The organism is Desulfosporosinus fructosivorans, assembly GCF_004766045.1.
GTDB lineage: Bacteria > Bacillota > Desulfitobacteriia > Desulfitobacteriales > Desulfitobacteriaceae > Desulfosporosinus > Desulfosporosinus fructosivorans.
This window is the reverse complement of record NZ_SPQQ01000002.1, coordinates 744,818-759,043: the sequence shown is the minus strand read 5'-3', so window position 1 is coordinate 759,043 and position 14,226 is coordinate 744,818. Positions and strand designations below refer to the sequence as shown.

The 14,226-nt window shown below is 42.3% G+C and carries 11 protein-coding genes and 2 pseudogenes; 11 read left to right on the top strand and 2 right to left on the bottom strand.

The window, feature by feature from the left end; translation table 11 throughout:
* Both E4K67_RS07740 and E4K67_RS30565 read left to right on the top strand, forming a co-directional pair.
* Nucleotides 1-1,023 (top strand): molybdopterin-binding protein, encoded by a 1,023-nt coding sequence (locus tag E4K67_RS07740; protein WP_135545811.1) that lies wholly within the window; start codon nt 1-3, stop codon nt 1,021-1,023.
* 5 nt (nt 1,024-1,028) lie between these two features.
* Nucleotides 1,029-1,178 (top strand): annotated as a pseudogene (locus E4K67_RS30565) (DVU_1553 family AMP-dependent CoA ligase); the annotation flags it as partial.
* On the opposite strand, the gene E4K67_RS07730 reads toward E4K67_RS30565, so the two are convergent.
* Nucleotides 1,122-1,550, bottom strand: a complete 429-nt coding sequence (locus E4K67_RS07730; protein WP_243454386.1) for a Druantia anti-phage system protein DruA — start codon at nt 1,548-1,550, stop codon at nt 1,122-1,124. The pseudogene E4K67_RS30565 and the gene E4K67_RS07730 sit on opposite strands and share 57 nt — an antisense overlap.
* Nucleotides 1,551-1,926: 376 nt before the next feature.
* Between E4K67_RS07730 and E4K67_RS07725 the strand changes: the two genes are divergently transcribed.
* The 4 genes from E4K67_RS07725 (at nt 1,927) to dpsA (ending at nt 6,750) form a co-directional block, all read left to right on the top strand.
* Nucleotides 1,927-3,978, top strand: coding sequence for a methyl-accepting chemotaxis protein (locus E4K67_RS07725; protein ID WP_135545809.1), 2,052 nt, complete (start codon nt 1,927-1,929; stop codon nt 3,976-3,978).
* 88 nt (nt 3,979-4,066) lie between these two features.
* A complete protein-coding gene (locus E4K67_RS07720; protein WP_135545808.1) occupies nt 4,067-4,465 on the top strand; it encodes a NifB/NifX family molybdenum-iron cluster-binding protein in 399 nt (132 codons plus the stop codon).
* A gap of 21 nt (nt 4,466-4,486) precedes the next feature.
* Nucleotides 4,487-5,818, top strand: coding sequence for a DVU_1553 family AMP-dependent CoA ligase (locus tag E4K67_RS07715; protein WP_135545807.1), 1,332 nt, complete (start codon nt 4,487-4,489; stop codon nt 5,816-5,818).
* A gap of 26 nt (nt 5,819-5,844) precedes the next feature.
* Entirely contained in the window at nt 5,845-6,750 is a 906-nt protein-coding gene (gene dpsA, locus E4K67_RS07710; RefSeq protein ID WP_135545806.1) for a dipicolinate synthase subunit DpsA, read from the top strand.
* 230 nt (nt 6,751-6,980) lie between these two features.
* On the opposite strand, the pseudogene E4K67_RS07705 reads toward dpsA, so the two are convergent.
* Nucleotides 6,981-7,235 (bottom strand): annotated as a pseudogene (locus tag E4K67_RS07705) (3-methyl-2-oxobutanoate hydroxymethyltransferase); the annotation flags it as partial.
* Between the two features lie 78 nt (nt 7,236-7,313).
* Here E4K67_RS07705 and E4K67_RS29680 point away from each other — a divergent pair.
* The 5 genes from E4K67_RS29680 to E4K67_RS07685 all read left to right on the top strand — a co-directional run bounded on the left by E4K67_RS29680 (nt 7,314) and on the right by E4K67_RS07685 (nt 13,955).
* Entirely contained in the window at nt 7,314-7,463 is a 150-nt protein-coding gene (locus E4K67_RS29680; RefSeq protein WP_158408434.1) for a hypothetical protein, read from the top strand.
* Nucleotides 7,464-7,979: 516 nt separating this feature from the next.
* The gene (locus E4K67_RS07700; RefSeq protein WP_206752182.1) at nt 7,980-9,959 is read left to right on the top strand and encodes a sigma-54-dependent Fis family transcriptional regulator; all 1,980 of its coding nucleotides are present in this window, start codon (nt 7,980-7,982) and stop codon (nt 9,957-9,959) included.
* A 132-nt stretch (nt 9,960-10,091) separates the two neighbouring features.
* A complete protein-coding gene (locus tag E4K67_RS07695) occupies nt 10,092-11,126 on the top strand; it encodes an electron transfer flavoprotein subunit alpha/FixB family protein (RefSeq protein WP_135545804.1) in 1,035 nt (344 codons plus the stop codon).
* On the top strand, nt 11,110-13,071 hold the full coding sequence (locus E4K67_RS07690; protein ID WP_135545803.1) for a heterodisulfide reductase-related iron-sulfur binding cluster: 1,962 nt from the start codon (nt 11,110-11,112) through the stop codon (nt 13,069-13,071). The genes E4K67_RS07695 and E4K67_RS07690 overlap by 17 nt, the downstream gene beginning before the upstream one ends.
* 14 nt (nt 13,072-13,085) lie before the next feature.
* A complete protein-coding gene (locus tag E4K67_RS07685) occupies nt 13,086-13,955 on the top strand; it encodes an electron transfer flavoprotein subunit beta/FixA family protein (RefSeq protein WP_158408433.1) in 870 nt (289 codons plus the stop codon).
* Nucleotides 13,956-14,226: the final 271 nt, after the last annotated feature.

Below are 14,226 nucleotides of genomic sequence, written 5' to 3'. Positions count from 1 at the left end.
ATGCAGAAAATTCGTGTTGAAGACGCTCTGGATTCAGTATTGATACATGATATGACCCAAATTATTCCGGGTAAAGTAAAAGATGCTCGTTTTCGTAAAGGGCATATTATCAAGAAAGAAGATATACCGGTTCTACTCAGTATGGGGAAAGAACATCTTTTTGTTTGGGATCAGGTTTCGGGGCTGATTCATGAAGATGAGGCAGCTATACGATTGGGCAAGTCTGTAGCCGGCCCAGGGATTAGCCTAAGCGAACCTAAAGAAGGCAAAGTCAATCTTATCACTGTAGAAGACGGCCTGCTTTATGCTTCAGAAGACGGAATCCTCGCTTTGAATTCACTAGAACATATTGTCCTTGCAACCCTGCACAACCATACCCCTGTAAAAAAGGGACAAAAAATTGCAGGCGCACGCGTCGTTCCGCTTATGATAAATGAACTGATTATTTTAAGTGCGGAGGACGTAGCGAGTGATTTTACGGAACCTATTTTACAAGTTCGTCCCCTGCAACCCAAAAAGGTTGGAATCGTGATTACCGGAAGTGAGGTCTATAACGGTCGAATCCAAGATAAATTTGGACCGGTTCTGCATTCGAAGGTTACGGAATGGGGTTCCGTCGTCATCGGTCAGAGTTATGCTAATGATAATATAGAAATGATCAAAGCCCAGATCAACGAACATATTGCTAACGGTGCGGAGATGATTCTCGTTACCGGTGGGATGTCTGTTGACCCCGACGATGTTACTCCTACAGCCATTAAAGAAAGTGGGGCGGAAATCGTTACGTATGGAGCGCCGGTATTGCCGGGGGCAATGTTCTTGCTCGCGTACCTGGGGGACATACCGATCATGGGTTTGCCAGGATGTGTTATGTATGCGCGAACAACGGTATTTGACCTTGTTGTAACACGAATACTTGCCGGGGAACGTTTAATGCGGAAGGATATTGTGAAATATGGGCATGGCGGACTATGCCTGGAATGTAAAACGTGTGTCTATCCAAACTGTTCTTTCGGGAAGTAATTTGATTTATTACCAAAGAGGATCAGGAATTAACCATTGATTATTTTGACTATGGGATGCGCAATCTTGTTGGGTCCATGGACAGAGTTTTAATCCTTTTACCCTGGGAGATTCCGGGAAGTGTCGGGGATCTGCTTCGCATGAGTCTGGAAAGGATGCAGGTGATCCTGACGCATTTTAGAGTCCCAACCAATCTCATGATCACGACCAGCCACCTTCCAAGCGGCTGAACCAAAGAGTAAACAGGCCAGTGGGCGACGGTCGCAATCGTAGACAATATATTTTATATTTTCACCGACCGTACTACAGAATCCGAGGTAATGGTACTTTGCCAGTAAATGATTGAATAACCTCAACGTTTCTGAACTCTGAACGACCTCAATGGTAAGTGGAGTTAGATCCTGCAGTACACATTCAATGATAGTGGTGGAATGCCCGATGGGTATGTGGCCAATAAATGCATTGTTTCGTCCGGCAGTTCTGCGTTCTGGAAGTTGCAGGTAACCACGACGTTCTAGCTTGAGCATCATCGTGCGACAAGCCATATCCTTGAATTGGCCATTAGCAACTACCCAGTTCCAGACGATACAAATTTCCTGAGATAATCGGGTCCGATGCCAATCTGGGTTACTATCCATCAGTTCTCGGATTCATTCGATATGTTTTTCAGTGAGTAGTCGCCCCTGAATCATTACTTCCATCATAATTCCATTCTAAATGAAAAGCCGCCCAGATTACAGTTTTAAATTACTGAGCTCTTAGGCGACCTGCATAGTTACTAATTATTTAAAATAGTGCCTCATATTTAAAAATTATGGTTGGTTTTAAGGCATGCAATTGCAAAAATTGTAAAGGAGACAAAGTTTTTCACCACGGAAAACTAAGAGGAGGCATGGAATTATAATGTCTAAATTTAAAGGTATTACTAACAGCCTATTTGGGAAAATTTTGCTGGTATCCTTGTTATGTATGGCAGTACCAATGATTGCGGTTGTGGCTTACTCAAGCTACTATTCAACAATCACTCTGGAAAATGAAGTAAGGAATTCGATGAACTCCATAACTCAGGAAAAAATTAACCAGGTTGAATCTTCCTTTGACCAACTGACGCGGACAGCAAAAGCAGAAGCGGATCAACCATGGGTTATCGATTATTTTAACGAACTGGCAATGGGTAATCAAAACAACGCCACTTACGAACTATTAACCAAGTTTACAGATGACAAGTTCAAGGAATCAAACGGTCTCTATGAGAATTATTTCTTCGTTTATAATGGGACAGTCGTTATTGATGGGTCAAGTAAAGCGTCTATAGGCTATGTATTAGACGAGCATAATAGGCGCTGGTACGATGAGGTGATGAAGAATAAAATTGTTGTGGGAAATCCTGAAATATCACCTGTAAACAAAAAACCTATTGTAATGCTTTCAGTGCCTGTAGTAAACCGGGACGGAAAAGTCCTTGCAGCCTTTTGTTCCCCGATATTACTGGATAAATTGACTGAACTTGTCGTTTACGGAAATGGGCAACAAAATTTGTCAACAATAGTGATTGATTCAAAAGGTCTTGTTATTGCTGCAAAAGACAAAGATTTAGTTTTAAAACTTAATCTATCTGCTGAAACAGGCGATGTGAGTGATTTTTACAATCAAATGAAGAGCAAAGATGCAGGTACGGGATATTTCACTATTTCAGGAATCAAAAATATTGCATCCTATGCCAAATGTAAAAATCAGGATATGTACGTCATAACCACTATGCCTGAAAATGAATACCTATCAAAAATCAATAATCTTAGAACTGGTATCATATTCGTTACTGTAATCGGTTTAATAATAGCTGCTTTTGTTCTTCTATTCTTGGCCAAAAGGATTTCAAAGCCGGTAAAAATCGCAGCAGAGCAGTTGAACATAATTGCCGGAGGAGATCTTTCAAAGGATATTTCCCACAAATTTTTGAATCTTAAAGACGAGACCGGCGATTTGATGAGGTCTGTAAGTGAACTGCAAAAATCCTTCCGAGGCATAGTCCAAACAATCACAAATGAAGCAAATAATCTGGAGGATTCCGTTTATACTGTAAATGCAAGCATGAAAGATCTGAATATAGAAATAGAAGATGTCTCGGCAACCACTCAAGAAATTTCAGCCGCTATGGAAGAATCAGCAGCTTCCGCACAAGAAATGAGTGCACAAGCTTCTGAATTGGAAAAGTCAGTAGATGCCATTGCTAAGCAGGCACAAAAGGGCGCTTTAGCTTCAAATGAAATCAATAAACGGGCGCAGAACCTGAAGGAAAGTGCTGTATATTCGCAAAAGGTGGCAAGTGATGTCAGTCATAATGTGAATATCAACATGAAAGCGGCGATTGAGCAAGCAAAAGCAGTAGAACAAATCAACATGTTGACAGACTCCATTTTACAGATTACATCGCAAACTAATCTTCTGGCACTAAATGCGGCAATTGAGGCAGCGAGAGCCGGAGAAGCAGGAAGAGGCTTTGCTGTAGTAGCGGATGAGATAAGGAAACTTGCCGAGGACTCAAAAAATGCTGTCAATGAAATTCAAAATGTGACTAAACTTGTTGTGGCATCCGTAGAGAACCTAACAGAGAACTCGGAAAAAGTTCTGGAGTTTCTTGATACAACGGTGATAAAGGATTACAATTTTATGGTTGAAACGGGTGAGCAGTATCATAAGGATGCTGATTATGTGGAGGGTTTGGTAACCGATTTTAGCACCACAGCGAATCAGTTGGATTTATCAATACAAGAATTGGTGCAAGCAATAAATGAAATAACAATGGCAACCAGCGAATCGGCGCAAGGGACTGATAATATTGCCATGAAAGTGTCTTCTGTTACGCAAAAGTCTACTGAAGTGGTAAACATTGGAATTGGAACAAATGAAATATCAGAAAGGCTGAAAAATATCGTCTTGAAATTTACAGTGTAAAAAGTTTTTTGATATTTGGGAGAGATAATTCAAGTCCAAAGGATTTAAATAATCTACATAAAATAGATGTTAGGGAGGGTGCAGTATCATGAAAATAGCTATTGCTACAAATGGGGATTCTTTAAAAAGTCTGGTCGCTGAAGAATATGAGAACAGCTCATTTTTATTGGTTGTAGAAACGGATGACTTGAGTTTTGAGGTTTACAAGAATGCGGGTTGTAGAGAAGGTTCGGAGCTTAAGATAACCCGGAAAATCATCGAAAGGGGTTGTGAGGCACTTATCTGCGGCAGCATTGAGCAAGCTGATTTTGAACCAATAACTCAAGCACAGGTTACACGATATTATGGAGCTCATTATAGTGTAAAGGATGCTCTCAACCTCATGGAAAATTATCAGCTGGATATAATTCGCGAATACAAAGGAGGAGAAGGGCTGGCACACCAACATGATCATCTCACTTGCAACTGTGATGATCATGAGGAGTAACCGTATTACGGAGGGAATTTCGTGATCAAGACACCTTTAGATGACTGGATAAGCAGAAAAACCGGCGTGCAATCGGGAACCTTAAGAAGAGATGCCATTGAGCATTATCAGTTAATTCAACTACGAAATACCATAACTTTGGCTAAAGAAAAAAGTAATTATTACCTAAAAAGCTTAGCAGCGGTTGATCCTAATAAAATTGTTAGTTTTGATGAGTTTTCCAAATTGCCTTATACATTTCCGCAAGACATTAAAGAAAATCCTCTTAATTTTGTTTGTATATCGCCAAATCACATTGAACGAATTGTCAGCCTGCAATCCTCAGGAACAACGGGTGTGCCTAAACGGATTTTTTTTACAAAAGAGGATCAAGAATTAACCATCGATTTTTTTGACTATGGTATGCGCAATCTGGTGGGCCCGACGGACCGAGTGTTAATTCTTTTACCTTGGGAATCACCAGGAAGTGTAGGGGATTTGCTTCGAATTGCTCTGGAAAGAATGAATGCTTATCCGATTCCGTATGGCCCTGTTTCCAATACAAATGAAGCGATACAAGCTGCAGTCACGTATCAAGCCAATTCTATCGTTGGTATTCCGACCCAGGTATTAAGTATGGCTCGTCATAAAAATGGTGACTTACTACAAGGGAAAATAAAAAGCGTGTTACTATCAACAGATCACGTACCAAATTCAATTTCCCGAGCGATAGAAGAAAAATGGGACTGTAAGGTCTTTAATCATTATGGTATGACGGAAATGGGGCTTGGCGGCGGTGTGCAATGCAGTGCTCGCTTAGGCTATCATTTAAGGGAAGTGGATTTGTACTTCGAAATTATTAATCCAGAAACAGGGGAGGTACTTCCGGAGGGTGAGCTGGGAGAGGTTGTATTTACGACACTTACCCGGAGCGGAATGCCGCTAATACGATACCGTACCGGAGATGTAAGTCGTTTTATTTCCGGAACTTGCCCATGTGGGTCAGTATTACGGAGTATGGAGGTTGTAAAAGGAAGAGTATCGGGAAAGAAGAGATTAGGAAAATTCGATATTTCAGTTGCTGAATTAGATGAAGTCCTATTTTCTATAGAGAATGTCTTGAATTATCAATGTGAAATCGATGAAAGAAACGGAAAAGATTATCTATACGTAAACATAATGAAAGCAGACTTCAATAATATAGATGAGGATGTTGTTCACCACGCATTGCAAAAAATACTGGCCGTGAGGAATGAAGTAGTAAAAGATAGATTGAAAGTCGTTGTAAATATAGACAATCAACAATTCGAGGGTTCCAATGGAACAGCCAAACGACAGATCATCGATAACCGAAAGGTTAAGGTTCACATATAAAATTTGCAAGGAGGGGAAAAAGATACATGACTACAGTTCTAAATGGCATTCGGCTCGGTGTAGTAGGTGGGGATGACCGGGAACTTTATCTTATTTCTGAGCTACAAAAACAAGGAGCATCCATAGTCGGAGTTGGCTTCGAAAAAGCACCTCCAATCCCCGGAATGGTACGTAAATCAAACATTCAGGATATTGTCGCTGAAGTGGATGCCTTGCTTTTTCCGATGTTTGGCACCGACGATAGAGGGGGGGTGAAGGCCAAGTATTCAGATTCGTCCATCACCTTAAATAAGGAGGTACTTCAGGTCATTCCTCAGCATGTACCCATATTTATCGGTTGGGCACGACCGGCCTTGAAGTCTGCGGCGAAAAAAATGGGTATCCGCCTTATCGAAACAGCGAAACTGGATGAGATAGCCATTCTAAACTCAATCCCTTCAGCGGAAGGTGCCATTCATATGGCAATAAAGGAAACTCCTATTACAATCCATCAAAGTGAAAGCTTTGTACTGGGGTTAGGTCGAACGGGTTGGAGTATTGCCCGAATGCTGAAGGGCATGGGAGCATCTGTCACTGGGGTAGCACGAAGACCCGATGTTTTGGCTCGTGCAGTGGAAATGGGTCTTAGGGCAGTTCATTTTGAGGATTTAGAGGAGGAAATTAGACGAGCCGAAATTATTTTCAATACGGTTCCGACGCTAATCCTGGATCGGCCGATTCTTGATCGAGTTTCACGAGATGCGGTGATTATTGATTTGGCATCGATCCCAGGAGGAACAGACTTTGAATATGCGGATATGCTTGGGATTAAAGCTTTGCTTGCTCCTGGACTTCCAGGTCTTGTCGCTCCCAAAACCGCGGGTAAAATTTTGGCTGAAGTCTATAAGAAACTTATTCTTCTTAATTTAATGAGCTATGAACACCGCATTTAAAATTTTTTCTATTTGAGACTGACTAATAGCTTATCGCAATCTTCTTATACTTCATCACCTTGGTAATATCATGGAATGAAAATAAAAAAGCCGATTTCATCATAGAGAATCAGCCTTTTACCTTTGTTGGACAATATTGGATTTTGGCCCTATTTTGCTCGTATATTCTACTAGCTTTTTTTCATGTTGGTTATATGAAGTGTGGGTTATTCCCTACCTCCGTAAAGAGTTTTTAATCTAAACGCAAATGCTCCAGCCTCTTGACAACGTTTGGCATCCTCGACTAACTTCTTAGCCTCTTCAGCATCTTTTCCCTGAACTTTATATCCGCCAAGGACTCCCACTGATTGCGGAGTCAGCCCTAGATGGGATACAACAGGGATACCGGCTTTTACAAGTGCCACGATGTGGAAGAGCACTTCATCAGCCCCATCCACTTTTACAGCATGAGCACCAGTTTCCTGAATAAGCATGCCTGCATTTAAACACTACCGGCTTGTTTGTCCTGTGCATCAATGCCGCAGAAAGAATAATAGACTTGCGGGACAAAAAGGAGGAGCACCATGGCGCTGTTTAACCGCGTGGAGTCGAGTTCGGTTAAGGAAATTGAAAACGGCCTCTTCGAGGCCAGGGATACGTTTATCGACAGAAAGGCACAACAAACTAAGGCCAGGGTGTTTGGCCTTAGGAAATTAAGGAGTTCAAAAGCTTAACACTAGGCTTAAAAAGAATACCCCCTACGCCGGGTTTAAAAAATGACTTGGAATACCGGCTTTTTTCCTATTGCTTTTTTGGGGAAAGGGAAGCTTCTCCTTTTGCTTATCTTAGCTATGTGAAGTTGTCAAAGAACATTAAATGGATGGTTCCACCATAATACCCAGGTGCAATAACAACCTATTCTATGGTACCGAAATGATCTAGGCGCAAACCAATATGTCAAAATGTGGATAAGGACTACCCCTTATGTGGTGGTCAGGTTTCACAAGCCGGAGAAAGCTTATTGGATGTATACACAAAATGAGGAACCATGAACCATAGGATAAACATATAGCCAAGACCTCTCGACAGGGGCGAATTAATTTAATGCAAGGATATGTTACTAAGCCACAAAAAGGGTACATAGCAAAAGAAAAGCATATATTGTCAAACTATTGATTATTGTGAATTTTAAGAATAAAATGATAATTAAAAATTATGCAATACTTTCTGACGGAGGTGCTAGATTTTTAATGCAATATTTTAGTCTGAGTTCGGCCAACGAATATCAAGAATTATTTAAAGCTTGGCAGGAGTACTTCGAACAAGGCATTACACCCAAGAGTATCCGGCCAGTGATACTCGAATCATGGAAAAAGGCAAGGGAGCTAAATGCCGACCCTTTTTCCAGCATTACAGAGGGCTCCGTTTTAGAAGGAGATGAGCTTAGACTCAAGCTAGAGGAAAAGAAGGAACTGATAGCTTGTGCAAGACCGTTTATGCAGATCCTTTTTGATGTGGTAAAAGGGTCGGGATTTGTAGTGTTGTTGACTGATGAGAATGCCACAATGCTACATGTCATCGGTGATGCGGAAATTATGGATCAAGGGAAGTTTATTAATGTCGTCCCAGGGGGGGACTGGAGCAATCGCGCCTATGGTAACAGCGCACTCACTATCTGCTTGGAATCAGGAGAGCCCATTCAGGTGGTAGCTGCTGAACATGTTAAAAAGGACCTTCATGACTGGACTTGTTCCACTGCCCCTATCCATAATTCAGAAGGGATGCCTATTGGTGCCCTGAGTATGTCCGGTAATTTCCGTTATACCAACCGCCATACATTAGGGATGGTAGTTGCAGCTACCTTGGCTATTGAGAAGAATCTAGCTGAAAGATTGACTTCCAACAAGCTGGCCTCCAGTAATAAGTATTTAAACACGATCCTTGACTCCATGTCAGAGGGTCTGATATGCATTGATACCGTTGGAAACGTAACCATGGCCAATGAAATCGCCAAGGAGTTGTTAGGTTTCAAAGGAGATAGAACCGCTGACAACATAGTGCCGCAGAATTGCCTTGAAATCTTGACAAAGGTCATTATAACTGGCAAGGCGGTAGAAGATGAAGAAGTTTATTACGAAGCTAATCACGGGAGGTTTTATTACACGCTAACAGCCAAACCGATTTATGGGCCAGACTCAATGGTAATCGGAGTTGTCGGGATATTAAGGGCGATAAAAAGCGTGAAAAAGTTAGTAAACAGGATGGCTGGAGCCACGGCATCTTTTATATTTAGTGATTTGATAGGAAGTTCCTTAGAATTTAACAATGCAATTTCGTTAGCTAAAACAGCAGCCAGGACTTCGTCGAGTGTGGTATTACAGGGGGAGAGCGGGGTAGGGAAAGAACTTTTTGCCCAATCAATTCACAATGCCAGTATGAGAAAAGAAGGTCCATTTGTTGCTATAAACTGCGCGGCTATTCCACGCGAACTAATGGCTAGTGAATTGTTTGGCTATTCTAAGGGAGCTTTTACGGGTGCTAGAAGCGATGGTAAACCCGGAAAGTTTGAAATGGCGGATGAGGGAACTTTATTTTTAGACGAAATTGGTGATATGCCAATAGATTTGCAAGTTAGCTTGTTAAGGATTTTGGAAAACAAACAGTTAACCCGTTTAGGTGATAACAAGGTAATTTCGGTGGATGTTCGGATTATTGCAGCAACTAATAAGAATCTAAAACTAGAAATAACCAAGAATAATTTCAGGGCAGATCTCTATTACAGATTAAAAGTTTTCCAAATACAAATTCCAGCATTACGTGAAAGAAAAGATGATCTGGATCTCTTAGTCAAACACTTTATAGATAAGATTAATTGTACGGCAGGAACAAAAATAATGGGAATAGACGAAAAAGCCCTCAGGGTAATTTCCGACTACCACTGGCCTGGAAACATTCGTGAACTGCAAAACATTCTGGAACAAGCTATTTATATGGCAAAGGCAGGTATATTACAACCCAAGCATCTGCCTGAAGATATCAAAAAGTTCCCGGCAAATATCTCTATAAATAAGAACCTAAGCCTTAAGACTAACGAGGTTGTAACGATTTGTAATGCGCTGCAGGAGGCAGGTGGAGAAATATCAAGAGCAGCAAAAATCTTGGGTATTGGACGGAATACTCTGTATCGAAAACTGGATAAATACCAAATTCGTTCTTTAACGAGTTCTTAAGTAAAAGCTGGGTGATAACATTCACCCCCTTTTTTTTGGGGCTCTGCTATTAAGAGAGATTTGGCATCGTAATTGCATAGAATTAGAAGTTTAGGGAAGATCCCTAATTGACAATAAGGAGTTGAACAAGCCATGGCTGAAGTATGGGTTTATGTTGAAACAACAAATTTGGGTGAGATTGAGTTTGTTTCGATGGAACTTTTAGAGGAAGGTGTGAAAATTGCCAATACCTTAGGTTCAAAGATGTATGCAGTAGTATTCGGACACAAAATCAACGATAACGTTGTTGGGAAAATCAGTCAGTATGGCGCGGACGGAGCGCTTTTGCTTGACTTGCCTGAGCTTGAACAATATACTACTGACGCCTATGGCCAGGCTATGGTGGAACTGGTTCAAAGTCGGCAGCCCTCGATTATTTTGCTTGGTGCAACACCAGATGGAAGCGATTTGGCCGCAAGAGTAGCTGCATTTTTAAGAGTGGGGCTGGTTTGTGACTGTACAGATTTTAAGTTGGACGCACAGGGTAGGCTGAAGATGATCAAACAAATTTATGGTGGACGTGCTCAGGCAACTTTTGTTACCAAGGGTAACCCCCAAATTATTACAGTAAGGGAGAATTCAATTGGACTGGGCAGACCCGGTCAGATCAAACAAATAAGTGTTGAACACCCAAAAGTGATGATTAATCTGTCCCAGGTGCGAACCAAGGTTGTTCGATACCTAAAAGGGGATCCGCGGACCATAGACCTGGAAGAAGCAGAAATAATCTTAGCCGGAGGTCATGGAGTCAGTGGCTCGGACCAGTGGCAGCAGATGCAGAAGTTAGCAGATGCTTTAGGCGCAACCTTGGGGGGGAGCCGTATGGCCATGGATGCCGGCAACATACCCCGTGAACGTCTTGTGGGGCAAACGGGAAAGACTGTACGGCCTAAATTGTATATGTCCATAGGAATATCCGGAGCCAGTCAACATGTCGGCGGGATGAAAGAATCGGGAAAAATCATTGCTGTTAATAAGGACCCTTTCGCTCCTATGATGAAATTGGCAGACTTACAAATAGAGGCTGATAGTGCTGATTTATTGCCTGTTTTGGCTGCCGAGTTGGAGCTGAGAAAAAGAAAAAAGGAGATCAGTGAAGGGAGTGTTCTCAGTGCAAGTGGCATATGAAGAATTTTGGCACATACCTCTATGGGCACACCAGATTTTTTACCTAGGGGCTGCAGTTTCCATTATATCTCTCGTTATAGGAATATTTCGCCAAATTCTAAAGTGGCAAAGGTGTAGGGGGAGCTCAGTTTGGCAGTGGTCTCGATTATTCGCAAAGTTCTTGGTCTACATCATGGGTCACCAAAAGATAAGACGCAAAAAGCCGGAGGGAATTATCCATTTCTTAATTTTTCTTGGGTTTAGTGGGTTGTTGATAGCAACCACCATTGCTGCGGCTGACATCTATATAACGCATAAGCTGTTGGATAATTGGAGGTATCTGATATTCGCGTTTTACGCAGATGTTGTTGGTATCATATTTTTGGCAGGTACTTGCATGGCTTTATATAGACGGGTGAGGTACGGTTCGGAAGAGGATGAGACTAAACTTGAATCTGTTAGGGTACTGTCTTTATTGATTGGTGTAGGCTTGACAGGTTTTCTAGCGGAAGGTCTCCGCATTGCCGCAATGGGATTACCGTGGCAGGAAAGCTGGTCTGTTATGGGGTACTTAATTGCCGTGGCAATACGGGCTGCGCATGTTGGTCCCGGGCAATTGCTAGATGCACACTTAGTTATTTGGGGCATCCATGTGATTCTTGCTTTAGGCATGATCGCAATTATCCCCTATACCAAACTGTTTCATATGTTGGCTTCGCCAGCCAATATATTGCTAAGCCCTGAAACGGAACAAACATTAGCTCCCTTCCCACCCGTGAGAAATTTGGAAAATCGGCAAGATATAGGCGCGTATCACCCAAAAGATCTCGGCTGGAGAGACGCGTTGGAAGCCAATGCCTGTACCAACTGCCGCAGATGTGAAGAAAATTGCCCAGCATTTCTTACGGGGAAGGCCCTGTCTCCGAGAACTATACTGCAGGGACTGAAAACCGCAGTTAAATCAGGAAATAATTTGCTTGAGGATGGAAATGGAGTGATTGCCAGTGAGGCTGTTTGGAGTTGTACTGCCTGCGGCAGTTGTGTTGAGCATTGTCCGGTCAGCAACAGTCCGCTTAACCAGATCATAAACTTGCGTATTGCCTTGACAAGCAGGGGATTTGTTCCAGCGCTAGCCGCCAAGGCATTAGAGGGCATTCAGTCTCTGGGGAATCCTTGGGAATATGAACCCGCGAAACGTTATGAATGGCTGGATAAATTCAAACTTTCAGACGTTGACGATGAACAAACTGAGGTAATTTATTGGTTGGGCTGTGGTGTAGGTTATGACAATAGAATTCAGGAAATTGCAGAAGCAACAATGAGAATCCTAACCAAAGCTGGAGTAAAATACAAAACCTTGGCCGACTCAGAAATCTGCTGTGGTGATCCCGTACGGCGAATGGGGGAAGAAGCTTTATTTCAAGATTTGGCCATACAGAACCATCAAACTTTAGCCAAGTTCTCGAACAAGACTATCCTTACGCATTGCCCTCATTGCTATCACGTCTTCAAGAACGAATATGCGCAATTGGGTCTGGAAATCAATGTGGTTCATCACAGTCAATTCATCATGAAATTAATCGAGGATAAGAGGCTGAGTTTGAAAGAACCCTGGGAACAATCAGTAATCTATCACGATCCGTGTTATCTGGGAAGGCACAACAAGGAATTCTCTAATCCTCGGCAACTAATTGAGTCCGCTCCCAACCTTAAACTTACCCTAATGGAATTTGAGGAAAACCGTGACCAGGCTTTTTGTTGTGGCGGCGGGGGTGGCCAATTGTGGCTGGAGTCTGAAATGGGTGAAAGGATTAACTATCGCCGATTTGCTCAGGCCGAAGAGAAGCAGCCGGACGTTATCGCAACCGCTTGTCCCTATTGCAAAATTATGTTGGACACTGCCTGCTCATTTCGTGGCAGCAAAATTAAGGTTAAGGATATCAGTGAATTGTTGGAAATAAGCTGAAAGTAGGGTTTATAGTGAGAATATTTGTCTGTGTTAAATGTGTTAAACTACTGGAAGCGAAGGCGGTTCCAGGAATAACAAATATTGCAGTCGTCAAGGGCGGAGGCGGGCAGTTAAAGACCATAAACCGCCCTGACCGGTGCGCGCTGGAACAGGCGCTAGTGCTAAAACGACAGTTAGACAATGTTGAGGTAATCGTCATATCTTTTGGGCCTTCCTATGTTCGGGAGATCTTGGAGATCTGTCTAAAAATGGGGGCGGATAAGGCCTTTCACCTCGAAAGTGAAGATATCCAGTTAGATGCATATGCAGTTGCGAACGAACTCAGTAAAAAGATAAAAAGAGAAACTTTTGATTTAGTGTTATGCGGTAATACTAGTGTTGATTGGAACGGTTTTCAAATGGCTGCAATCCTTGCTCATTTACTAGACGTGCCTCAAATCACAGGCGTAATTGAACTGGAGGTGCTTCAGTCAAACAATATCGTACAGGCAAGCAGGAAGCTAAAAAGAGGGGCTAGGCAGGTGGTGGAATGTAACCTGCCGGCAGTGCTGGCGGTAGAGAGAGAGATCCACACACCCCGGTATATTTCCGTTCACACGCGAGTCAAACGGTTTTTGGACGAATCGCTGCTTGAGAAAGTGGGTGTAGATTGTCAAGCAATCAGCTCGGAAAGCCTAGTTGAATTAGTCGATGTTGGTCCTAAACGGCCGCGGACAAAGAAGACTATAGTTCCCGAACAGAACTTGTCCTTTCAGGACAAGATGAAATTTATGAAGTCAGGGGGAGTGAGTTCGAAAAAGAATAATGTACTAAAAGGGAATGTAAAAGAGATTTCTCGTAGTGTATTAGACTTCTTAGAACGAGAAAATCTCTTGAAGTAGAATATACCGGTAGGAATCCTGGCGTGCTCTTAAATGGAACGTGTTCCACTTTAGAACACGCCAGATTTTTTCTTTCTGAATGGTCAGAATATTCAGCTAAACGGCCAAAAAATCCTGTTTATTTGTAGTGGGGAAAAAGCGCTGTTCCGGTTTGGAACATTGTTGGGATGAGACAAGTTGTGGTGAAAGCAAAGTTGGGAACTGGAAACAAGGGGAAAAGCCAAATAATGATATTGGCACGAAAATTGCAATTCATTAAATACAGCCTGTT